Genomic DNA, 23,506 nt, shown 5'->3' with positions numbered 1-23,506 from the left:
TATTCGCTTCTTTTAGCGGATGGGGGCTAGTCTCTTATTATAGGTTAAAAGTACATATTGCTTTTATTCCTATTTTTATCTTCTCATCCATCACTACAGTTGTGTTTTGCGCAGGTTTAATTAATATTATGCCTCTAGTAGTAAATATCATTTACTTCTCGGGGCTTCTTCTCTTTGTTGTTTATCTGATTTTATTTATCAAGGGAAAATACCAGGTGAAAAAATTGTTTCAACCAAGTATCGTTCTATTTTCCCTTTCGTTACTTGGTATGATGATTTACTTAAAAGGGCTTATCTTGACTCACTATGATAATTTCAGCCATTGGGGATTAATTGTAAGGGAAATGGCATTGATCGATGGTCTGCCCGACAGTTCAACGATCGTCACGTTTCAAAACTATCCTCCAGGCAGTGCGGTGTTTATTTATTATATATTAGAAGTACTAGGCAATCATGAAAGTTACGCTTTAATGGCTCAGGCTTTTCTAGTCATTGCATGCATAACCACGATGTTCTATTTTAGTGAATGGAAAAGACCTGAAGTCATTCTTTTGATTGCAGTAGCCGCTTTTTCTTTGTTGCTGGTCAATTGGGGGAGTTTTTATAATCTTCTGGTAGATATCGTTTTAGGGTTGGCGGCTTTAGCAAGTATTCTTGTAGCTTATTATTATAAAGATGATTGGAAAAAGCAATTGATCGTCAATACCCCAATCTTGATCCTATTACTGTTGTTAAAAGATAGTGGTAAAATCTTTTTGGCTTTCAATGTTATACTTATTCTGAGCTTTATTTATTACTATTCCTTACATAAGAAGCGCATCACGAAGGATGAAAGAAAGGTTATATACAGGGCTCTATTATTTCTGATCGGTATTCCGGTTTTTCTAAACTATTTATGGTTGAAATACACTATTAAAGCGTACCAAACAGGCTATGGAGCCAATAAGTTTGCCGTGACACCCAGTAAGGTGACGAATAATGAAAAGTCTAAGGAGTTCATGGATAATATCGGTCCCATGTTATGGAAGGCCTCAACCAATTTAGACTCCAACAACTTTAAAGCTATGGTTATTCTGAATCTCATCGCCTTCTTAATGTTTATTTTTGTTTATAAATTCAGGAAAAAGATTTCAAAACCACTGTTGTTCTCTATTTTGATTACAAATGGATTTTATATTCTTTATATGTTGTCACTATATTTTATGTATGTGTACTTAATGCCTGAATTTGAAGCGGCAAGAATAGCAGGTTTCGGCAGGTATCAATCCACGATCATCATTTATTGCGCAGGTATACTCATGGCAGCCATCATCTACGAGTGGAAGCACGCAATAAACAACCAAACGATGTTAAAGGCTGTTACCTTTCTGCTGATCGGAAGTCTCTTTCTTTACCCGTTTTACGGGAATTTGAAAGTCATTACGGAGAAACCGGAAACGATTACAACAATCAGGTGGGAAGTAAAGAGCCAATTCAACAAGATTGATTCGACTGGGATAGTTGATCCAGATGTGACATATTATAGTCCAAAGAGTAAAGATGATAGGGGCTACTTGAAATATATCGTTTCGTATGAACAGCTATCAAAAAATTATTCCATTATTAATGGATTAAACTCTGAGGATGAAAAGGAAACTTTTTTCAAAAATCTTAGAAAATCTGACTATTTAATCGTATTGGATTCTGATCAAGCAATGAATGAATGGCTATCAAAGTTTATAAACGTTGAAAATTCAGAGGGAGTTTATAAGGTTCATTACACAGAAGATGAGTGGACGTTTACTCCTATTTAATAAAAAAAGACTATGTTCCTTGAATACAAGGTTCATAGTCTTTTTTGTATTCACTTAAATTGAATATATTGTGCTCATAGGACTTGGCGATGAATTTTGGTAAGAGTGCTAAGACATCCTTTATGGAAATGCGAACGGACTTAATAAAGACCCTAGTCCCTTCCTACAGTCTTATTTTTATTAATGTTTTGATAGAAGTACTTGATAACTAGAATCACAGCTGCGACCCCAATATATATCAGGAAAAAAGCAATGTATCCCCACAATCCGATGATGGCATCAATGAACTCCATCTGCCCCCGATTTGTGATTGCCTGCTGAATTTCAATTGCAAAGACCAACACAAACATGAAAGTCAATGTATAGAAGAAAGCTAGTGCGGTGATCCCGAACTTAAGCTTTGATAGAATCTTAGACACAATGTATACAAAAAAGAACACGAAGATTCCGATGGTCCCCATAATCCAAAAGTGCAGATCTTTATCCGTAAGGGTGAAACCTAGCTCACTCGTTATGCCAATCAACATGTCGTGGAGATTGTTAATGATCTCCACTAGTAAGATAATTCCTTCTTTCATCATATTCACTCACTTTTTTATGAAGATAAGTACTTTACGAGTATATCAGGAATGTGGATTTTTTGTTAGGTGGTAAATAGGGGTGATTTTCTGGATGGGGTGGCAGGGGGATGGTAGAGATAAATTTTTATATATTTTAAACGCAATAAATTGGATAAAGTTGTGATGCTGGACCTTTTTATCGTAATCCAACAAATAATCGACAAAATTCGTATTGTTTCGATTAGTAAGAGGGAGCGAAATTCTGGTCCTTGTCATTATAACAGGGAAATCGACCGGTTTATCAGCGGAATTTTCAATATATCAGAGAACGTGCATTCAAGAGGAGATATCGATCCGCAACCTGGTTCATATAATCTCCTGTTGAGTCGATGAGAGATAGATTTAACGGCGAAACCCAAACAGTGAAGTTAAGAGGCATGATCCGCTACGAATTCTATCAAACGCACCAGGCACCACCCCAAACAAAAAATATTTTCAAAAAAACTGTAGGGAATCACCATTTTCTTTCGTCTATTAATATGAGACCACAAGAAAGGGGGAGAGAGGTTGGTGGATCCGCTAATTGAAAAGGCGAAGAATGGGAGTGAGCATGCTTTTCGGATGTTGATCGAAATGCATAAGCAGTATGTTTTTAAATGCATTTACGGCGTTCTGAGAAATCAGAAAGATGCGGAAGATGCATCACAGGAAGCGTGGATGAAGATTTATTCCTCTCTCCCTCAGTACGAGAATCAAGGGTTCAAGACTTGGATGACAAGAATCGCGGTGAACCATGCCATTGATTGTAAGCGAAGGCAGGCAAGACAGAAGGAAGATCTCGTCGACGACCTCCCTGAGAGAGAGTCCAGGGATGCTGTAGAGAGACGATTATTAAAAAATGAACAAAAGCAGCTTGTGTTGAGGCATTTAGAAGAAGTTCCCGAATCTTACAGAGAAGTGATTGAAGGATTCTACATAAAAGAAAAGTCCTATCAGCAGCTTGCAAATGAACAGCATGTGCAGGTGAAGACGATTGAAACAAAGCTGTACCGGGCAAGACTTTGGATGCGGAAGCACTGGAAGGAGGAGGATTTCATATGAGTCATATTGCATTGGAAGAGTGGAAGCATTACGCCAGAGATGAAATGAATGATAATAATCGAACCAAATACGAGGAGCATTTATATAGTTGCGATCAATGCATGAGTCTTTATATGGAAGCAATCGAAATCGTTCAAGACGAGCTTCCTTCCATTGAAGGTCCGTCCCTCTATACACTCTATACAGATGAGGTGATGGACCGAATTCCGGTTGAGAGGAAACCAGTGATGAATCCAGTGAAGAAACATTGGTATGAGGAAAAGGTGTTTCATTATGTGCTGGCTACGGCGATGACGTTGATTTTGATGGCATCTGGTATTTTTGGTGAACTAACGAAAATCACGACTGAATTTGAACGAAACCAGCAGCCTTCCTTTACAGAAAATATTTTAAATAAAACAACGGCTTTACTGGATAGTGTTGAAAAAATTGAAGAACAGGAGGCAGAGTAAGATGGATAAAAAGAAGAATCCGATCATTGCGTTTTTGTTGGCTTTTATACCCGGTGTGGGATTGATGTACTTAGGTAAGGTTTTTAGAGGGGGCTTGTTTATACTCGTATTGATGGCGTCATTTCCCGTTGCATTCGTTGGAGCGCAAGTGTTGAACTGGGATGGTTTTGCTTTTATCACCATTGGGTTTGCGTTCTTATTATATCTTATCAGCATCGTTAATACGGCACTTGTGGCATCAAGAATGTTGAAAGCGAATGAAACTTCACGAGAACCGGTGGTAGAAAGTGATTCTGGGCAGCTGAGCACGGAACGCTTCTATACCATCATCCTATCCATGATACCAGGGCTTGGTCATTTTCAACTGGGATTGATGAACCGTGGTGTCACATTTCTGGCAACGTTCCTCGGAGTGGCTGCGATGATTCTGTTTGTAACAGCGATGACGGGGAGAGGGGAGTTTATGGTATTCTTGATCGTTCTGCCTGTCGTATGGGTATACAATTTCTTCGATACGATGCAACTGCTGAATAAAAAGCAGGCAGGTGAAGTGCTGACTGATCGGTCTGTCTTGGAAGACCTGGAAGCCCAGCATGAAGGCGGTAGAAAGAGTAAGGCATTCGCCACATTTTTATCGATGTTTCCGGGAGCGGGGCATCTGTATCTTGGTTATCAGCGTCGGGGCATTCAGCTTATGGCGGTGTTCTTATTCTCTATTTATATATTAGACGTACTTCGGTTAGGGATTTTTCTATTCTTAGTTCCGATCATCTGGTTCTACAGCTTCTTTGATGGATTGCAACGTGCTTCTAAACACGGAAAGGAACCTTTAGAAGATACGCCGATTGTGTCTTACTTAATCAATCAGCAGAAGTGGGTGGGAATCGGATTGATGGTGCTTGGGGTTTATTATTTGGCTACGAACATCCTTATGCCCTTATCATTACCGTTTTTAGAGACGTACGGCATTGATTTGTATCATGTGATGTATAGCTATATCCAGCCGGGAATTGTCTGTCTTCTCCTGATTGGGGGAGGAATCAAATTGGTTGCCGGAAGTAAAAGAGCCCATTCAAAAGAGGAGGTATCAGAATGAGAACTTGGAGAGTCGGATCCATATCAATGGGGGCATCCCTGCTCTTTTTAGGGGTCTTTTTACTCCTATCACAACTTTTAAAATGGGATTCAGCCTATGTGCTGGCAGGTTGGTGGCCTATACTGCTGATTGTGTTAGGGGCAGAAATCCTAGTGTACTTATTCTTATCAAAGCAGGAGAAGCCAATATTAAAATATGATTTCCTTAGTATTATATTTGTGGCTGTCATAGGAACGGTGGGAATCGGATTTACGGTGTTACAGGCGACAGGATTGATAGATGAGTTGCAAACTTTCTTTGATTCTGAAGTGAGTACAGAGGATCTACCTTCTTATAACCATCAGGTAGGTGATGAAGTGAAACGGATCGTCGTTGATTCCAGTCATTATCCAATAACGGTTGAGACCGTTACAGATAAAGAAGTGAGTGTGTTTGGTACGTACCGTTCGTCCTTCACAGGAGGTAAACCGTCACTTTCAATTCCGGAAGATTACCTGATGACGGCACAAAAAGGAGACACACTGTATATCACATTGAAAAGTCTTCCCGACTCCAATGGCTGGATGCAATCAGGAAGGGACTTGAAAGCGACACTCGTCATCCCGGCATCCAAGTCTTTGGAAATCTCCAGCGACTACAATGAAGTCACATTAAAGCCAAGGACCATTTCAAGCTCATGGGAAGTATCAAGCTCAGCGAGGGTCAATCTGGTTCTCGCTTCATCGGAGGACCTGACCATCAATGCCGAAAACGTAGGGGACATTCAAGGGGAGTACGTTAAATGGCAATATACAGAACAAACCGCTGTATCCGACACTGACGTAAACAACGAAGAAATTCCAAACAAATCCGCCACCCTCAAGCTAGGAAGCGGTCAGTACCCCATCACTATTTCCTATTCCGATCAAGTAAATGTATCGATCAAGAACTGAGGGACGGACCTCCAAATCTCCCATCATTCCGCTTGGAAATCAAGTGGGATAGAGATGATTTGGAGTTTTTTTCTTTAGGGACTAATGTGATGAGGGACGGACCTCATCACTTATCTTCCGCCAACTTCTTTCGATCGGCAGACTGTGGTGGTTCTTCCAGCCAACCGTTATCGATCATGATGTCTGCACCACTTTTGCCTAATTCCGCGACCTCGAGTATGAGTCTGAAGTAACTGGATACCAAGTCAACTCTCATACTTGCCGCTGCTGCTGTACCATAGTTTCCCATCCCGGCATTGCTTATCAGGGTGGTGTGGAACATCATCAATTTATCTGAGAAAGCAGGGGTAGTTGAACCTTTGACATTGGTATCCCAAGACATAGGAGCCTGCATATCGTTATTGATGAAGGAATCACTGAAGATATTTAGGTGCTTTTGAGCAATTTCCTGTGTCCTGGTCATGAATTTTCGTACTTCTTTTGATTGCGCCATTTGGGCGAAGCTTGTAGCAATCATGCTCCCGAGTAAATTGGTTTCCGTGTTAAGGAATAGATGTGAGATTTCAATTGCATTTAGTGGCCGTCTATTGACAAAGGGATTCAGGCTGGAACTCATATAAGATTTTTCTTTGATAAACTCAACCTTTTCAGGATAATCAATATATGGAGGCCTGACTAAAATACCTTTTTCTTTTCCAGTTTCCGTTGTTTTTTTGTAGAGGTTACTAGAAAATTGAAGGGCTTGTTGGAAGAATTCAAGGATGTCTTCTCGAACGGTCAAGGAAACGGCTCCGCTATAGGTAATCATCCCAACCTTTGCCATTTGTCGAAGATACATTAAGAAAAAGGTGTCGCCATAAATGGCTGGGGCATCCGGAAACACGTCCTTTTCCTTTGAAAATCCAATAGGTATAGGGATTCGTTCCTCTTTAAAAATGGTTGAGATGAATTCAATATGCTGCTCAGATTTTTCTTGAGCTAAACGAAGAATGGATGCTGTATCGGGATCCTTATTTTTTGCAATAAAATATTCAAATACACAAAGGGCCAAAGAGTCACTTTGATAGGTGGACCAAAGAGTGGCCATTTCAGCTGAGGTTAGATTTGTTTTGGGATGAACTGACATGTATATGCCTCCTACTGTTCAGTAAATGTATTCATTAGTATGGTTTGTCTTTATAGAATTATTTATGGTGGTGGTATTGGTGGTTTTTAGAATACATTCCCATGAGTTATGTGAATAATGAAGACATTATAAGAATGTCTGGGATGATGTTTATGCTATTGATGTGGATAACAATCTTTGCCCTGAATGGTTTAGTTTATATCGTAAGAAAAAGGCTTTTGGTCATCGAGATGTACGTCACCTCTATATTTTCGGTTTATTTAGCTTTATTTGCAGATTCCATTTTGGGTGGAAGGTTCAAGTTATATTCCTATTTCGAAGCAGGGGTGGACTGGATTGATTTTGTAGGTGCAATTGGCATTTATCCAGCTATTAATATCCTGTTTTTAGCTTTTTTTCCTGCAAAGAAGAATTTAATCATCAAGGGGATGTACATACTGGGGTGGACAATCTTTGCATTATGTTATGAGTTTGTGGCCGCTCACTATTCTAGCTTCTTTCAGTACAGTGGCTGGAGACTAATATACTCCGTTCCTATTTATCCAATCTTATATATGACTTTGTTATATAACCTTCGACTCGTTGATAAATTATTGGGTATCAAGAAGACGCTCTTTCACTTGACGCCTCTGGAATGGTATAGAAGCATATTCTTTATCTTATATATGACTTTGTTTATAGACGCGGTATTGAAGGGGAGATATGAGTTTTATTATTATGTTGTGAAAGACGTACATCCGTTTGATTTCTTCTATCGGTTGATATTTTTATGTGTTCCACTTTTGGTTTTTCTGAGCAGACAAGCGAATTATCCTACCCTATGGAGATACCTTGTTTGGATTGCGGTCTTGAGTGTGATTCAACAATGCGCAGCAGCGCTGAATCTCTTTCACACCAATAACTGGGACATCTCACTCTCCATTGCTCAATTTGCCGTCATCCTCCTTCTGTCCTGGCTGAACCTGCGGCTTTTCCGATATATGAAGAGAGGGACGGACCTCTAAACTAGCTTTTGCTCGAATTATACGTGTTGAAGGTCCGTCCCTCAAACCATATCTTCCCATCCACAGCTGTTTGTGGTAAGATGATTATAATTTATGAGAAATGGAGGTTTTCCTTTTGATTTTAATTAGACTACGCATCCGCAATTTGAACGCTTAATTGAATATGTTCAAAGGCTCTGCCTGTGTGCAGGGTAAATGGGATCGGTCTGACTATTTTTAAAGGAATTCTTCATTTGACGTTGAATGGAGGAAGGGATGCTACATGGCTCCTCTTTCTTCTTTTTAAAAATAGAATTGAATACTTGCCGAGTGTTACTATAGGGGTCTTTTGTAAAAAAAGCCTTGAAGAAAATGCGGTCTTCTTCACCCGTCACCGGTTTATTCAAATCCATTTACGAAAAGCACAGGCAGAGGCCTGTGTTTTTTTCTGTACCCACTAAAAGATAGGAAGTGACGAAGGAATGGAAGAACGTTTAAAAGCAATCGCCATAGGCGTTAATACAAAGGATAAGAATAATGACTTCGAATATTCGATGCTTGAGTTAAATGGATTGGCAGAAGCGAGGCATATTGATGTTGTCGGTGAACTGACACAAAACCTGCCCCGGCCAAATCATGTTCATTATATTGGTAAGGGGAAGATTGAGGAGCTCCTGCCACTTATTGAAGAGTGGGAAGCGGAGGTACTCATTTCGAATGATGAGCTGTCTCCTTCGCAAATTCGTGTACTGGAGGAGAAGCTCGATATTCGGGTAATGGACCGGACGATGTTGATTCTCGATATCTTCGCAGAACGTGCGAAAACCCGGGAAGCGCAACTTCAAGTAGAGGTAGCTCAGCTGCAATACATGCTTCCGCGTCTTATCGGACGGCGTGAGTCACTGGGGCGTCAAGGTGGCGGCTCGGGACTTGCGAACCGTGGCGCGGGTGAAACGAAGCTTGAGCTTGATCGACGTAAGATCGAAGAGAAAATCACAGCGTTGAATAAAGAGCTGGATTCCCTTGTAGACTTGCGAAGTACACAGCGTAAGCAGCGTCGAAAGAGTGAGATACCGGTCGTATCCCTTGTCGGATACACAAATGCCGGGAAGTCTACGACGATGAATGCTTTCGTAGAAAAATTCCATCCAAACGAGAACAAGCAAGTGTTTGAAAAGGATATGTTGTTTGCGACACTTGAAACATCGGTGCGAAATATCACTCTGCCTGATAACAAAGCTTTTCTGCTGACGGATACGGTTGGATTCGTTAACAAATTGCCCCATCAATTGGTAAAGGCGTTCCGTTCGACTCTTGAAGAGGTAGTGGAGGCTGATCTCATCATTCACGTTGTGGATTATTCCGATCCTCATTACGAGAAATTGATGAAGGTGACCGATAAAACATTAGAAGACCTTGGAATAGGCGATACACCAGTCATCTACGCGTTTAACAAAGCTGAACTCATGGAAGAAGATTTACCCAGAGTGGAAAAGGACCGCATTTATTTTTCTGCAAAAAATAGAATTGGAATCGACGAACTGCTTCAAGTGGTGAGAAGTTATATTTTTAAAGACTATAAACGCTGTCAAATGCTGATTCCATTTGATAAAGGACATTTGATTTCTTATTTCAATGAACAATCGAATGTATTGGAAACAGAATATGAAGAAACTGGGACGAAAATGATTCTTGAGTGTAAGGTAAGTGACTTTGAAAAGTATCAACAGTATGTCATTCAGGAATAACCAGGAAAAACAGGACCTTTTCTAATCAAAAGGTCCTGTTTTTATTTTAAACACTATAGTCAGTACTTTCTAATAAAGCTTGGATTTAATAAGGTGAGACATGAATTCTGATGCATCTACTAAACCCTTTTGACCTACTTATGAAAGTTTACCTCCATAAAGGAAAGGGTAGAATGGCTAATAATTTACAAAGGAGGCTCCTGTAACCATGATAGCCAACTATACAAAAACGTCTTCAACCCGCAATCTGTGGTCCGGTATCTTATTTGGGATGGGAATCGTGGCATTTATCGATGAGACAGTATTCCACCAGTTGCTTCATTGGCATCATTTTTATGACAAGTCCACCACAGCTATAGGGCTCGTATCTGATGGTTTTTTTCATGCGTTTAGCTGGTTTGCTACAATAGGCGGGTTGTTTATGTTTGCCGATTTACGCCGAAAAAAAGCGTTATGGATGAAGAGATGGTGGGGAGGCATTCTGCTTGGTGCCGGAGGCTTTCAATTGTATGACGGGACCGTGCAGCATAAGCTGATGGGTATTCATCAAATACGCTATATAGAAAATGTCCTTGTGTATGATATTGTCTGGAATGTGATTGCGGCTGCTATGATTCTTGCAGGATTCGTAATGGTTGTAAATACTAGATATAAAAAGAATGAGACTGTTGCCAATGCACGCTGATCATTCTATCACACATGTATCCCAAGACTTCGGATCGGTTTCTCAGATTCTTCTAGCCATTCCTTTAATAGTGGTATTGGTACTGTATCTGCTAGCTTTAATCGTTTCCAATCGTAAACATAAAAAATGGTCGATCTCCCGTACAATTCTATGGATCATTGGTGTCTGCTGTGCCTTAAGCGCTGTATCAGGACCATTGGCTCATCGGGCACATATGGAGTTTACTTCCCATATGCTTGGTCATTTGCTTATCGGAATGTTGGCCCCTCTTCTCATGGTACTCGCTGCACCGATAACACTTTTACTTCGGACGCTGCATGTCACTAAGGCCAGGAGGCTTTCACGTATACTGAAAAGCCGTTTCATGAGGATTATCAGTGATCCCATCGTCGCTGTCATCCTCAATGTGGGAGGGCTTTGGATTCTTTACACAACCAGTTTGTACGGAGCTATGCATCAATACTTTCTCCTTTATTTATTTATACATATCCATATTTTTCTGGCTGGATATTTATTTACGATTTCCATGATTTATATTGATCCTGCTCCACATAGAACCGGCTATATTTACAGAGGGACTGTATTGATCCTTGCCTTGACCGGTCATGGCATTTTGTCAAAATACATTTATGCATACCCTCCAGCCGGTATACCCCGTGAACAGGCACAGAGTGGAGGGATGCTTATGTACTATGGCGGAGATTTGATCGATTTGATCCTGATCATTATCTTCTGTTACCAGTGGTATAAGGCAGCCCGGCCGAGAGCCGATGCTAGAAAGAGTATAGACAGTAAGAATTTCTTGGGGACGCTGGACCTCGGGGAACAAAGGAGTTCAAGTGCATCTCGGTAAAATTCTACATGTTTATTTGTTTGTGTAGGAGGTAGAGGTATAGAACTAGTCGAGAAAGGAGCATGCAGATGCCAACATTAACTGTAGGATTTCAAACCATGCCAAACGGAAAAGACGTGGATACACATGGAGTTATCCCCAAAATGATCGAAGTGGTAAAAGAATCGGGTTTAACATACGAAGTAGGCCCGATGGAAACGGTGGTCGAAGGTGAATATGATAAAATAATGAGTGTTATCAAAGAGACCCAGGAAGTAGGGATACAACACGGAGCCACCGAGGTTTTCACAAATATCAAAATGCATTATAAATCAGACGGAGTATCAATCGCAGACAAAAAGAAGGATGTTTGAAAACCACTTCCAATCAAATAGAGTATGATGATAAGCACCTATGTTTTTGGTGCTTATTTTTTTATGGTGAAAAAATGGATGTTTCTTACGCTATATTTGTTTCCAGCAAGCAAGTTCTAAAGCTTTACATTTTCTCAAAAAAGTATAAGGGAAGGTTACTCATTGTCAATAAGTGTACTTGCTCCTCTAATTGGGCTCCTGCATAAAGTAAATGCAGAGGAGGGATGCAGTATGTTTTTTCCACGGCTATATCCTGTGATACCGTGTGATGTTCAACAAGAATGTTATCCGTATTGGCCAGAAGTCAGAGACCATTATGAAGATGGTCTGTTACCACATACTTATCAACAGTACTATCCACCATATGGACAACAACGTGAGTTCACGTATTATCCACAACAACTAAACCATTATAATCCTTATCAAGGATTCTATGACCAACCAGTCTACGAAGATCCATTTGATTGGCGGGCAAGCTGGCGGGAATGGGAAGACCTTGGGGCACCACCGCGGGGGATGAAGGGATCACCGGCAGTTGCTTCATGGCAGGCGAACCGGCTGGATACATTTGTTCGAGGTGAGAATGACAGAATGTATCACAAATGGTGGAACGGTTCCCGATGGAGTAATTGGGAGGATCTCGGTGCACCAAGAAGAGGTTTAAGGAGTTCCCCGGCTGCCGTGTCATGGGGACCGAACCGTATTGATACGTTTGTCAGAGGGAATAGGGATACACTTTGGCATAAGTGGTGGGATGGCTCGAGATGGAATGAATGGGAAGACCTTGGGGGACCACCACGTGGGTTCAAGGGAGATCCGACGGTTGCATCATGGCAAGCAAATCGTCTCGATGTTTTCGTCCAAGGGAATGACAACAATCTCTGGCATAAATGGTGGGACGGAAGAAGATGGAGCCAATGGGAAAACCTTGGAGCTCCAAGAGGCGGCTTGAGGGATTCTCCAGGTGCCGTATCATGGGGTCCGGATCGAATCGATTGCTTCGTAAGAGGAAACAACGACCGGATGTGGCATAAGTGGTGGAACGGTTCCCGCTGGAGTAACTGGGAGGACCTCGGTTCACCGCCTAGAGGATTCGAAGGTGCTCCTGCAGCATCTTCATGGGCTCCGAACCGGATCGATACCTTTGTCCGAGGAGATAACAACAATATGTGGCACAAATGGTGGAACGGTTCCCGCTGGAGTAAATGGGAAGACCTTGGTGCACCAAGAGGAGGCGTTCGTTCTTCACCGGGAGCCGTGTCTTGGGGCGGTAACCGGGTGGATGCCTTTGTAAGAGGCAGAAACGATCATATGTGGCATAAGTGGTATGCTTGATAGATGGAACCGTCCCTGTGTGTAAATAGGGATGGTTTTTTCTTTTAAATGAAGGAATTGACAAAGTTTATGTCCAAATGATGGGTAAGTGGGTACTCTACCAAATTTGGAAGGGAGAAAAAGGCTTGCTTTTTAAATTCTATAAAAATAAAACCCGGCATGATCATACATCACGCCGGGTTACTTTTTAACTGGCTTTCTTCCTTGGTTGTGCTTCCATCATGGGCATGTACTCATTGAAGTAATGATTCGTTTCACGAACGATGACCTTATAAAGCAAAATAAGGGCGATCAAGTTTGGAATCATCATCAACGCGTTAGACATATCAGCGAATGCCCATACGAGCTCCAGGTTCGCGACGGCACCAAGTCCGGTTGCTAAAATGTAAATGAGTCTGTAGGAGTTTGCGAAACGATAATTCGTCAAATACTCGAAGCATTTCTCTCCGTACATATACCATCCGACGATCGTCGAGAATCCGAAGAAGATGACGGAGAACGATACGATATATTCCCCGACAGTACCAAGGGCGTGCCCAAATGCCGCACTCGTCAGTGCCCCGCCGTCAAGACTTGGCGCATGCTCGACACCTGATATCGCTCCGCCGGTCGGATCCCAGAAGCCTGTGATCAAGAGGACTAACCCCGTCATCGTACAAACGACGATTGTTACAATGAACGTACCTGTCATTGCGACAAGGGCCTGTTTAACCGGGTGATCGGTCTTTGCATTACCTGCAATCAGGGCAGCTGTACCAAGTCCGGCCTCATTGGAGAAAATCCCACGTGAAACCCCGCTGCGGATCGCTTCACTGATAATGATTCCAGTGAAACCTCCAGCGGCAGCTACAGGATTGAAAGCATAGTAGAAAATCATTTCAAATGCCGGAATGATCATGTCATAATTCAGTACGATGATGATCATTGAACCACCAATGTACAGGAATGCCATGATCGGTACAAAGAAGGAGGCGACTGTACTGATCCGTTGAATACCTCCGAAGATGATCAAACCTGTCAGGACTGCTAAAACGATTCCTGTTACGAGATTGTTAATTTGAAAGCTTGATGTCATAACGTCTGCAATCGTATTGGACTGTACACTGTTTCCGATTCCGAGGGCCGCGAATGCGCCGAATAAAGCGAAGGCAACAGCAAGCCATTTCCACTTGCTTCCGAGACCTTTTTCTACGTAATACATCGGCCCGCCGGAGTATTCACCATTTTTATTTTTTACACGGTATTTCATGGCAAGCAGCGCTTCTGCGTATTTCGTCGCCATTCCGAGAAGGCCGACAACCCACATCCAGAATATGGCGCCTGGTCCACCAATCGTCAATGCCGTCGCAACCCCGGCAATGTTTCCGTTACCGATTGTCGCTGACAAAGCAGTCATCAACGTTTTGAAGTTACTGATATCTCCTTCCGATTTGTCAGCGGAAGAAGAGGGTTCTTCTCTTGTAAAAGCAAGTTTAAATGCATACAATAGCTTCCGGAACTGCAGCCCTTTAAGCATAAATGTTAAGAAAAGGCCTGTCCCAAATAGCAGTACTAAACTTGGTGTCCCCCATAAAAATGAATTAATCTTGTCTAGCACATCTAACATAGAATCCTCCTTGTTCATCTCATGTTGTAAACGTTTTCTTTGTGAGTTTCCATCTACTATTTATATAGTATTCCGAACAATCTGTCCATAATAAAAGGCGAATTTCCAGAGATTGAGCCTTTTTTAGTAGTAGGAGTAGTTGGAGGGACGGACCTCGGATTCAGTCACAAGAGAAAGGTGTCTCAAGTGTTATTGAAGGGGGAAATCGCATAACAAAAGGGACGGATCCTCTTCAGCTGATCGATGATGTAACTTTATCGCTCAGTTTGAGAGGTCCGTCCCTCACTGTTATATCAGTGTAATGAGTACTATCACGAGCAGCGGTCCGACCAGAATGAGGTATCCGAGAGGTCTGGCGAAGTTTAGGGTCCAGCCTACTCCGAAGCGTTTTTCGACGAAGATCGAGGGGTCTTCAGGGTTGAAGTAGAAGAGTCCCCCTTTCCAGTATTGATCGTCATCTGCATTGATTGCTTCGCCGGTGCCTTCATCGATGACTTCTACGTCCAAGTCTGAATCCTTTTTACCGACCTTGATCGCCATAAGGATCGTCCCTATCAAGACGAGTGCAGAGAAGGCCAGTGGCATGGTGATGATCATCAGGTCGCTGACGCTATTTTCATACAGGGTGGTGAATTGCAGGAATGTAAAGAGCATGGAAATCAGAATGGAGATGAAGAATAACAGCCAGCTTGTGTACTTTCGCAAACGGAGCTGTCGGACACGTGATGCCTTTATATTTCCTGCACTCAGCTTGATCCCGGAATTCCTTGTGAGCTCATTGATCCCGAGGAACATTGCATTCATCACCAGTAATACAAGTGGCAGGGTCAAAGCAGACAGATAGGTTTTGGTCATAAATGAATCCGGTTTGCCATCGGGTCCCCAATGGGTAGGAATCTGATCCGGCAGGCTATTGTAATTCACCAATGTAAACACGATTAATCCGGCGGTGATCACCATGGGGACTACATATACGATCCAGGGCAGCATTTCATCTTTCGTTCTTAGATTCAATTCTGAAACCTTCACCTGTTTGCGATCCTTGAACCATTGCTTTTCCCTTTTCAGTGTAGTCACTTTCATATGGAAATAGAAATAAAGGGACATCGAAATAAATAGGATGACAAAAGGAAGTAATAAGCCTGCTAAAATGAGGTGATTTTCAGTGGATGGGATGTCATTTGACCAAATAAAATAGAGAGCCAATGCTCCAATGGAAATGAAAAATGTTAAGATAGCGTAGAGTTTTTTGTAATATAGCAACTGTTCGTTCCGTATTTCATCAACAGGTATCGTTACACCAAAAACCACCGTTCGTTTTACGATAAAAGGAATAGTGATTTGCAGAACCATTAAAAATGCCACCGTGACGAATAAAAGCGTCATTTCCATTTGTTACTCCCCCTTAACCTTTCGCATAATAGATGTAACTAATTCTTGAATTTCCTTTTCACTCATGCCGATCACCATTGATTCCACTACAATCGGCCGCAAGTCTTCTGATATCTGTTCCAATCGGGATGGCGGAATTTCTCCCTCATGTGGTGTACAAATAACAGCTCCAGACTTTGGAACAATCCGGATCACCCCCTTGCTTTCCAATTCATGATAGCTTTTATTCACCGTGTGCATGTTTACGCCCAGGTCACCGGCAAGACTGCGAACGGACGGGAGGATATCACCTGGCACTAATTCCCCGCGAACGATCCCCTCCATGATCCCATTCTTGACCTGAGTATAAATCGGTACATCTGATTGAGGTTCTATTTGGATAAACAAGGATTCACCCCCTAGTTTGTTATATATTTAGTATAACAAAATTGTTCTAGTTTATGTATAACAAAAAGTATTTTTCCATAAAAAGTTAGATTGTTGAAGTGTCCCTCGTTATAATTTGATTATATAAAAAGAGGTTTCAGAGAACTAAAGCAATCAACATCCATACCTTGTCAACACATCTGACAAATAGATTGCACAAACTAAATTGGACCATTGTAATTAAGACGGGAAGATATGCTAAGGAGTGAGATGTTCATGAAGAATCAAGGACTAAAAATCGTAGAACTGACATCGATAGACCAGCACATAGAGGAACTGTGTGATCTTTTGATGAAAGTAGTGGATGATGGGGCTTCCATCGGTTTTTTATCCCCAATGGCTAGCGCGGCAGCAATGGACTACTGGCATCATGTACTGAATCCTCATGTGTTTCTATATATAGCCTGGATAGATGATACGATTGCAGGGACCGTACAGCTTCACCTATGCACCAAACAAAACGGCACCAACAGAGCCGAAATCGCAAAAATGATGGTCCACCCTAAATTCCGCCAAAAAGGAATTGCCCGGTCGCTCATGGAAATAGCGGAGAAAAGAGCGAAAGAAGAGGGACGGACCTTGCTCATCCTGGATACGGTAGAAGGGGCACCTTCTAATCATTTGTATACTTCCCTTGGATTCGTTCAGGGAGGCCGGATTCCTGACTACGCAGCTTCACCATTTGGGGAATTAGAGGCAACCATTATCTACTACAAACAGATTTAGGAGTTTGTAAGAATAAAATAGTAAGAGGGACGGACCTCGAATCCTCAAATCGCTCCATATTCAGGTGCTTTTAAACGTATAGAGGTCCGTCCCTCCAAATAGACCGTTTGAGCAGTAAGCATATTTATTTTAGGAGGAAATCATGCAGAAGAAAAATCACTTTTTGATTCTATTTTTGAGTTTGTTAGCAAGTGTCTTGTTTTTGACGGCATGCAGTGATTCGAATGCCAAGAGCGAGGAAACGATAGCGGATAAGGAAGAAGAAGATCTGTATGAAAAAGAAAAGAGAGAAATGGACGATGAACTAGGTGAAATGGTGCCACTTCAATTAACTTCCTACAGCGAGGAAATCGGTGTCACAATGAATGAGCCGTTATACCAGGAATTTGCCGCAAATGGGCATGTGACCGTTGACGGGGAAATTGAACAGCATTCTGAGCTGAAGTCGGACTACGCCTGGATCAAGGTTAGAGCAAGCGAAGAAGGCCCTGCCGGAAAGCAGCTCGAATACTACACTCCCATCCAAAACGGTAAGTTCAAACAGAATATCCACTTTTTCAATGGAGAAGGTGAGTACAATGTGTCTGTGCAGCTGCCAAGCAAAGATCGTGAGAATTATTACTATGATACTGCTTCCTTTACCGTTCACAATGTAAACCCTGATGCAAAGAGGGATGTAACGGTGACTCCATTTGGCCAGGATGCCGAATTGACCTTAAACACCAAAACAAGCTATTTAAAAGAGGAGGAAGTCTTTTCTTTGAAAGGAGAGGCTGCTAACCTTTCTGATGAAGATACCATCATGCTCAGGCTAGAGAAGGATTCAGATGAGTGGACACATGTCATTCCTGTTAAAAACGGAGAATTCAATTACGAAGTTCCTTTATTTTTCGGAAAAGGGATACACGAACTTGAGGTACTGGTACCGGATAAAGACCGTGAAAGCTACTACCAGACGGCCACCACTCTAATCATTGATAATGAATCTGTTAGGGTGATGAGTCCGATTGAGTACGCTGATAAATATCGTGAGCGTGGCGTCACTCTGGAATCCCCTCAATTTGGTGGTGAGAAGTCGGATGGTGTTTACTCTATCAAAGGAAGCATCGATCCAAAAGCTGAATTCGGTCCGGAAACGACGCATATTTATATCACCACGAAGAAAGGGGAGGACGAAGCTCTGGATGTGATTCCCGTTGAAGATTTTACCTTTGATGATTCCTTTTATCTCCGGTTTGGACCAGGTACCTATGAGGTGACCCTCAGCGTACCTGAAATCAAGGAGGAGAATAGCGACTATTTCAGATTTTTCGGTTTTGCGAAGTTTGAAGTGGAATCGACAGGTGAAGACAAGCGGGACCTGCTTCCATCCCGTGGAGTGCAGTCAGATGCGCAGGAAATCAAGGAGCAGGCGAATACCGTCACAGTCGGGCAAACTAGCGACAGGGACAAGGCGAAAGCGATCTATGATTTTGTCGCAAAAAATGTTTCCTATGATGTTGAAAAATATGAAAATGACGACTTTAACTGGGATGATAGTGCATTAAAAACTCTGGAAACCAGAACCGGTGTGTGCCAGGACTACGCTTACCTGGCGATTGCCCTGCTTCGTGCCAGTGACATCGAGGCGAGGTTCGTTGAAGGAAGAGCAGGGGGGATTTTCCCGGGAAGGCATGCTTGGGTGGAAGCGAATCTTGATGGGGAATGGGTCACTTTGGATCCGACATGGGGATCAGGCTATTTAAAGGACGGCAGGTTTATACCGGCTTTTAATGAGGATTATTTTGATCCGGATATGTATGAATTCAAGAAGACGCACACAAGGACAGGTGTGTCGTATTAGAATGCATCTTCTAAAGGGACCGGCTCCAGTCGATGGAGTTGGTCCTTTTTTAATAAAATAAAGGTAATAATTAGCTATATTGTGAATGAATGCCATAAATAGTACACTTGATTAATGGAAGAATTCTTATATTCAGGAGAGTAGTGAATGGATTTTACACAAAATAAGAAAACAGTATTCATGCTTTTTATCATAATGATCTTTTTAGAGATCGCAGATTTTTCTTGGAAAACAATTGATGACTCAAATGGAGAAGTGTCGCTAGTTCTCCATATAGGTTTAGTGTTCTGTATGCTTGCATTATTATTTCTACTGTTTAGAGGAAATTGGAGTGCTTCAAAGGAATTATCCAAGAGCAATAAAAATTTAAACAACATTTTCGAGACGCTGGATGTTGCCATTTGGTCTCATGATATGAAATCAAATGTCCTCTTGATCACACCTGGAATTGAGAATTTGTATGGATATCCTTTGAATGATTTTTATCAGGATACACTTCTTTGGAAAAAAGTGATACATCCAGATGATATGCCGGTATTAAATGAGAGGGAAGAAAAACTTGGTTCCGGTCAGGCATGTGTGAGTGTATACCGCATCATCAAGCCGGATGGTAAAGTTCGCTGGATCCAGGATAGAGGCATCCCTACCTTGGATGAAAACGGAGAAATGCTTTCTTTTACCAGTGTGCTCTTTGATATCACCAATCGGAAAGAAAGTGAAGATCAATACCGTAGTTTAGTAGAAATGTCTCCAGATATCATTGCGGTCATTAGTAATCAAAGGTTTGATTATATCAATGAAGCTGGCAGCAGATTGATTGGTGCCAAATGCCCCGAGGACATCATGGACATGGATGTTTCCCAGTTTACCAGTCTTGAAAATATCAAGAAAATAAGGGAGCAGACAAAAGATTCGACCGCAGGGGAACGATTTGAACTGACCATTTATCGCCTGAACGGAGAGGCAATAGAGTTGGAGATTTCCGCGATGCCCATTTTATATGGCGGAAGGATGGCCATACAGTTGGTCGGACGGGATATTACGAATCGTAAAAAGGCTGAGAAAACGATTCATACCATGGCCTATTATGATTCATTGACAGGGCTTCCAAATCGAAACAAATTTAAGCAATACTTAAATGAGTCAATTCGTGAAGCTCCTGATCAATCGATTGCCATCTTATTTCTGGATCTCGATCGATTTAAAGTCATCAACGATACGAAAGGGCATTCTACAGGCGATATGATACTGGAGAAGGTTGCCCTCCAATTGAAGAATGTGGTGAAAGACAAAGGGATAGTGTTTAGGCAAGGGGGAGATGAATTTATTATCTTACTCTCCAGTTTGAATGAGCACGAGGTCGAAGAAACGACGGGTGAAGTATTACATAGTTTCAACAGTCCGATCATCATTCATGAACAGGAGTTCTTTGTGACACCCAGTATCGGTATCAGTATGTATCCAAAGGATGGTGAGGATCAGGAAAGTTTAATTAAACATGCCGATACAGCCATGTATTTAGCGAAGGAACGCGGTAAGAACAACTATCAATTCTATTTTCCTGAGCTTGAAAAAGCTTCTTCAAGGAATATGGAGCTTGAAAATGGATTAAGAAAGGTGTTGGAACTTGAGCAATTAACTCTCCATTATCAGCCCAAGGTGGAACTCGAAACGCTTAATATTATGGGCGTAGAAGCCTTGATTCGCTGGGAGCATCCGGAACTTGGAATGGTCCCTCCGAGTGAATTTATTCCACTGGCAGAGGAGACGGGGTTGATCGTTCCGATTGGGGAGTGGGTTCTTCGAGAGGCTTGTCAACAAAGTCAGGAGTGGGAAAAGAGAGGATTAGGCATCATCCCTGTTGCAGTTAATATATCTGTCAGACAAATAAAAGATGATGGGTTTGTTGATATGGTAAAAGAAACCTTATCATGCCTCCAGTTTGAGCCAGATCGACTTGAGCTTGAAATAACCGAGAGCATCATGCAGGACTTCGAAAAATCAACGAGCGTTCTCAATAAGCTGAAAAAGCTTGGCGTCATTATTTCCATGGATGACTTTGGAACAGGTTACTCTTCTTTGAATAATTTAAGGCATTTACCGATTGATAGCATTAAAATAGATAAATCGTTTGTAGATGATATCATGGAAGATTCAAATCAAGTTTCAATCGTAAAAGCGATTATTGATATGAGTCAAAATATGAACTTTACGACTATTGCTGAGGGAATTGAAACAGAAAATCAAGTCTTGTTCCTGAAACGGAATGCCTGTCAGGTAGGTCAGGGATACCACTTTAGCCGTCCAGTGCCTGGACCATTATTAGAAAAGTTTCTGGTGGAGTGGGAAAGGGAACATTCTGAACGTGTTTGGCTGTGACGAAAACGCTTTGACTAAAAGGATGAGCGAAGATTGATATATAACTCGCATCGGGTCAGGTATAATGAAAGGCGATGTCTTTTGGATTTAACATGAAAAAACAATCATTGGAGGAAATGAACACGATGTCAGAATGGCCAAATTGCCCAAAGTGTAACTCAGAATACACGTATGAAGATGGAAGTCTGTTCGTCTGCCCCGAGTGCGCTCATGAATGGACAACAAATGCAGCAACAGAAACGGCAGAAGAAGAAAATGTGGTCAGAGACTCAAACGGAAATCTCTTAACCGATGGTGACTCCGTTTCGGTCATTAAAGACCTGAAAGTAAAAGGAAGCTCATCCGTCCTCAAGATGGGAACCAAAGTCAAAAACATCCGACTAGTCGAAGGAGACCACGACATCGACTGCAAAATCGACGGCTTCGGCGCAATGAAACTAAAATCAGAATTTGTGAAAAAGATATAATGCGTGTGTAATATGAGAGGGACGGACCTCTGATGAGCGATTAACCAGATGGTTTGCTGATCATAGGTCCGTCCCTCTTTCAGATTTACGGAGATGATAAACGTATATAGCAGGTACTCAGAGTTAAGGAGGGATGAATGGTGAAAGAGAATGCAATGGGCAGTCCCCTTCAGGTTGGTGCCCCGATAATAGAGAGAAAGTTAGGTTATGACGGAAAATTGGTGGAACATCACTGCCGGCTCTTGAAGGCGGGAGTTGAAGATGTGGTCCTTTTTCATAGAATAAAAGATGCTTTTACCATGACAACAAACCAATCAAGTTTAACCATCCCTGAGGGTAGCTACACCCTGGCGTACTATTGGAAGGACCGCGCTTATAATGTGTATATTTGGAGAAATCATAGGGGTGAGTTTTTAGGGGCCTATTTTAATATTGTCAGAAATACTATCATAGACAATGAAGTAGTGTCTTTCGAAGATCTTATCATAGACGTTCTCGTATTCGACGATGGTAATGCTTTTGTTCTAGATGAAGAGGAGCTACCCCTTCCCATGGAGGAGTTTGAGAACGGGTATGTAATGGAGGAATTGCAATTATTAATGGATAGCCTTGGGAGTTTCCTTCCAAAGCTTATTTCTGAGACGAGGGTTCATTTTCCTCATGATGATCTTCTTAGGTGGCTTAGCGATTCGAAAGATAGAAGGGAGGTCTCAGAGCATAAGGATGAAGTTTAATGAAAATAAAGAATTGATCAATCCAGCTTCAGGACCCGTCGTCTGAAAGAATCACCAGGGGGAATGTTTCTTGAGTACGTTTATCTTGTTTATGGTTATCATTTTATTTGCATCGATATTGCAAACCAGTACGGGCTTCGGATTTTCAATAATGGCAACACCATTTTTATTGCTCTTGTTTCCACCTAAAGAAGCGATCCAGATTAATTTGATCTTATCCCTTGTGATCTCACTGGCACTTATTGTGAAAATTAGACGGAACATTGATTTTTCCCTTGTAAAAAGGTTTGTGGTTGGGAGCATACCTGGTTTACCCCTGGGAATAATGGTTTTTACTCTTATGGATATGAGTCTCTTAAAGGTATTAATCAGCCTGATCATCATAGTGCTGACGGTTTTACTTATCATGAACTTCCGCATCAGGCAGTCCAAAATGCGGGACTTTCTGGCAGGGGGATGGTCTGGAGCACTGACCACGAGTATCGGTATGCCAGGACCACCTCTGCTTCTATATTTTTCAGGCACTGAGACAGGAAAAGAGAAACTTCGGGGAACAACTCTTGCCTTTTATTTGTTCATCTATCTCGTCAGCCTAGCAATCCAGGTGAAAGTGGCGGGTACTACGCTAACAGTTTGGAAATCAAGCTTGCAAGCATTACCGGTAGTAGCTATAGGTCTAGTGTTAGGACAAGCACTATTCAACAAAATCAATCAAAAAATCTTCCAAATCGTTACCTATATACTCCTGTTATTTACGGGAATCTATCTGTTGATAGCAAGCATTTAATTTAGAGGACCAAATTTAGAGGGACGGACCTCCAATGAGTGATGAGCGACTATCCTAATGGTTTTCTGCTGATTCAGAGGTCCGTCCCTCTCACATATCGTCTAAAACTTCTTTTAACACAACCGCATG

Annotated in this window: 22 protein-coding genes; 17 read left to right on the top strand and 5 right to left on the bottom strand. The window is 41.9% G+C overall.

Features of this window, described 5'->3' with window-relative positions:
* The first annotated feature begins 224 nt into the window (after positions 1-224).
* Entirely contained in the window at positions 225-1,793 is a 1,569-nt protein-coding gene (locus tag ACXAF2_RS14240) for a hypothetical protein (protein WP_475139585.1), read from the top strand.
* Positions 1,794-1,945: 152 nt separating this feature from the next.
* Here the strand turns inward: ACXAF2_RS14240 and ACXAF2_RS14235 are convergent, their stop codons facing one another.
* Positions 1,946-2,371 (bottom strand): hypothetical protein, encoded by a 426-nt coding sequence (locus tag ACXAF2_RS14235; protein WP_475139583.1) that lies wholly within the window; start codon positions 2,369-2,371, stop codon positions 1,946-1,948.
* Between the two features lie 552 nt (positions 2,372-2,923).
* Here ACXAF2_RS14235 and ACXAF2_RS14230 point away from each other — a divergent pair.
* From ACXAF2_RS14230 to ACXAF2_RS14215, 4 genes are read left to right on the top strand one after another with little or no spacing between them, the layout of a single operon-like run.
* Complete coding sequence (locus ACXAF2_RS14230; RefSeq protein WP_475140404.1) at positions 2,924-3,454, top strand: sigma-70 family RNA polymerase sigma factor; 531 nt, start codon at positions 2,924-2,926, stop codon at positions 3,452-3,454.
* Positions 3,451-3,906 carry a hypothetical protein gene (locus tag ACXAF2_RS14225; protein ID WP_475139581.1) on the top strand — a complete coding sequence of 152 codons (456 nt, stop codon included), beginning with the start codon at positions 3,451-3,453 and terminating at the stop codon, positions 3,904-3,906. The genes ACXAF2_RS14230 and ACXAF2_RS14225 overlap by 4 nt, the downstream gene beginning before the upstream one ends.
* Before the next feature lies 1 nt (position 3,907).
* On the top strand, positions 3,908-5,002 hold the full coding sequence (locus ACXAF2_RS14220) for a hypothetical protein (protein WP_475139580.1): 1,095 nt from the start codon (positions 3,908-3,910) through the stop codon (positions 5,000-5,002).
* Positions 4,999-5,934, top strand: a complete 936-nt coding sequence (locus ACXAF2_RS14215; RefSeq protein WP_475139578.1) for a hypothetical protein — start codon at positions 4,999-5,001, stop codon at positions 5,932-5,934. The genes ACXAF2_RS14220 and ACXAF2_RS14215 overlap by 4 nt, the downstream gene beginning before the upstream one ends.
* A 106-nt stretch (positions 5,935-6,040) precedes the next feature.
* On the opposite strand, the gene ACXAF2_RS14210 is transcribed toward ACXAF2_RS14215, so the two are convergent.
* A complete protein-coding gene (locus ACXAF2_RS14210) occupies positions 6,041-7,060 on the bottom strand; it encodes a DUF3231 family protein (RefSeq protein ID WP_475139576.1) in 1,020 nt (339 codons plus the stop codon).
* A gap of 101 nt (positions 7,061-7,161) precedes the next feature.
* Between ACXAF2_RS14210 and ACXAF2_RS14205 the strand changes: the two genes are divergently transcribed.
* The 6 genes from ACXAF2_RS14205 (at position 7,162) to ACXAF2_RS14180 (ending at position 13,017) form a co-directional block, all read left to right on the top strand.
* The gene (locus tag ACXAF2_RS14205; protein ID WP_475139574.1) at positions 7,162-8,064 is read left to right on the top strand and encodes a CBO0543 family protein; all 903 of its coding nucleotides are present in this window, start codon (positions 7,162-7,164) and stop codon (positions 8,062-8,064) included.
* Between the two features lie 461 nt (positions 8,065-8,525).
* Positions 8,526-9,791 carry a GTPase HflX gene (hflX, locus tag ACXAF2_RS14200; protein ID WP_475139572.1) on the top strand — a complete coding sequence of 422 codons (1,266 nt, stop codon included), beginning with the start codon at positions 8,526-8,528 and terminating at the stop codon, positions 9,789-9,791.
* Between the two features lie 208 nt (positions 9,792-9,999).
* The gene (locus tag ACXAF2_RS14195) at positions 10,000-10,476 is read left to right on the top strand and encodes a DUF2243 domain-containing protein (protein WP_475139570.1); all 477 of its coding nucleotides are present in this window, start codon (positions 10,000-10,002) and stop codon (positions 10,474-10,476) included.
* Positions 10,466-11,329, top strand: a complete 864-nt coding sequence (locus tag ACXAF2_RS14190) for a cytochrome c oxidase assembly protein (RefSeq protein ID WP_475139568.1) — start codon at positions 10,466-10,468, stop codon at positions 11,327-11,329. Before ACXAF2_RS14195 ends, ACXAF2_RS14190 begins: the two co-directional genes overlap by 11 nt.
* A gap of 68 nt (positions 11,330-11,397) precedes the next feature.
* Positions 11,398-11,682 carry a thiamine-binding protein gene (locus ACXAF2_RS14185; protein ID WP_475139566.1) on the top strand — a complete coding sequence of 95 codons (285 nt, stop codon included), beginning with the start codon at positions 11,398-11,400 and terminating at the stop codon, positions 11,680-11,682.
* 231 nt (positions 11,683-11,913) lie between these two features.
* Positions 11,914-13,017 carry a PLL family lectin gene (locus ACXAF2_RS14180; RefSeq protein ID WP_475139564.1) on the top strand — a complete coding sequence of 368 codons (1,104 nt, stop codon included), beginning with the start codon at positions 11,914-11,916 and terminating at the stop codon, positions 13,015-13,017.
* 187 nt (positions 13,018-13,204) lie between these two features.
* On the opposite strand, the gene ACXAF2_RS14175 is transcribed toward ACXAF2_RS14180, so the two are convergent.
* From ACXAF2_RS14175 to ACXAF2_RS14165, 3 genes are all read right to left on the bottom strand, one after another.
* Entirely contained in the window at positions 13,205-14,623 is a 1,419-nt protein-coding gene (locus ACXAF2_RS14175; protein ID WP_475139562.1) for an alanine/glycine:cation symporter family protein, read from the bottom strand.
* Positions 14,624-14,911: 288 nt separating this feature from the next.
* A complete protein-coding gene (locus ACXAF2_RS14170; protein ID WP_475139560.1) occupies positions 14,912-16,015 on the bottom strand; it encodes a DUF1648 domain-containing protein in 1,104 nt (367 codons plus the stop codon).
* A 3-nt stretch (positions 16,016-16,018) separates the two neighbouring features.
* On the bottom strand, positions 16,019-16,402 hold the full coding sequence (locus ACXAF2_RS14165) for a GntR family transcriptional regulator (RefSeq protein WP_475139558.1): 384 nt from the start codon (positions 16,400-16,402) through the stop codon (positions 16,019-16,021).
* A 255-nt stretch (positions 16,403-16,657) separates the two neighbouring features.
* Here ACXAF2_RS14165 and ACXAF2_RS14160 point away from each other — a divergent pair, with 255 nt between their 5' ends.
* The 6 genes from ACXAF2_RS14160 (at position 16,658) to ACXAF2_RS14135 (ending at position 23,377) form a co-directional block, all read left to right on the top strand.
* A complete protein-coding gene (locus ACXAF2_RS14160; protein WP_475139556.1) occupies positions 16,658-17,167 on the top strand; it encodes a GNAT family N-acetyltransferase in 510 nt (169 codons plus the stop codon).
* A 142-nt stretch (positions 17,168-17,309) separates the two neighbouring features.
* Complete coding sequence (locus ACXAF2_RS14155) at positions 17,310-19,010, top strand: transglutaminase domain-containing protein (protein ID WP_475139554.1); 1,701 nt, start codon at positions 17,310-17,312, stop codon at positions 19,008-19,010.
* A 147-nt stretch (positions 19,011-19,157) separates the two neighbouring features.
* Positions 19,158-21,389, top strand: a complete 2,232-nt coding sequence (locus ACXAF2_RS14150; protein WP_475139552.1) for a sensor domain-containing protein — start codon at positions 19,158-19,160, stop codon at positions 21,387-21,389.
* 125 nt (positions 21,390-21,514) lie between these two features.
* Positions 21,515-21,856, top strand: a complete 342-nt coding sequence (locus ACXAF2_RS14145) for a zinc ribbon domain-containing protein YjdM (protein ID WP_475139550.1) — start codon at positions 21,515-21,517, stop codon at positions 21,854-21,856.
* A gap of 155 nt (positions 21,857-22,011) precedes the next feature.
* Positions 22,012-22,590, top strand: coding sequence for a DUF402 domain-containing protein (locus ACXAF2_RS14140; protein WP_475140402.1), 579 nt, complete (start codon positions 22,012-22,014; stop codon positions 22,588-22,590).
* Positions 22,591-22,660: 70 nt separating this feature from the next.
* Positions 22,661-23,377, top strand: a complete 717-nt coding sequence (locus ACXAF2_RS14135) for a sulfite exporter TauE/SafE family protein (RefSeq protein WP_475139548.1) — start codon at positions 22,661-22,663, stop codon at positions 23,375-23,377.
* The last annotated feature ends 129 nt before the right edge of the window (positions 23,378-23,506 follow it).

It is taken from the genome of Rossellomorea sp. ABR4_004 (assembly GCF_056159585.1).
This window is presented reverse-complemented; position numbering and strand designations above follow the sequence as displayed.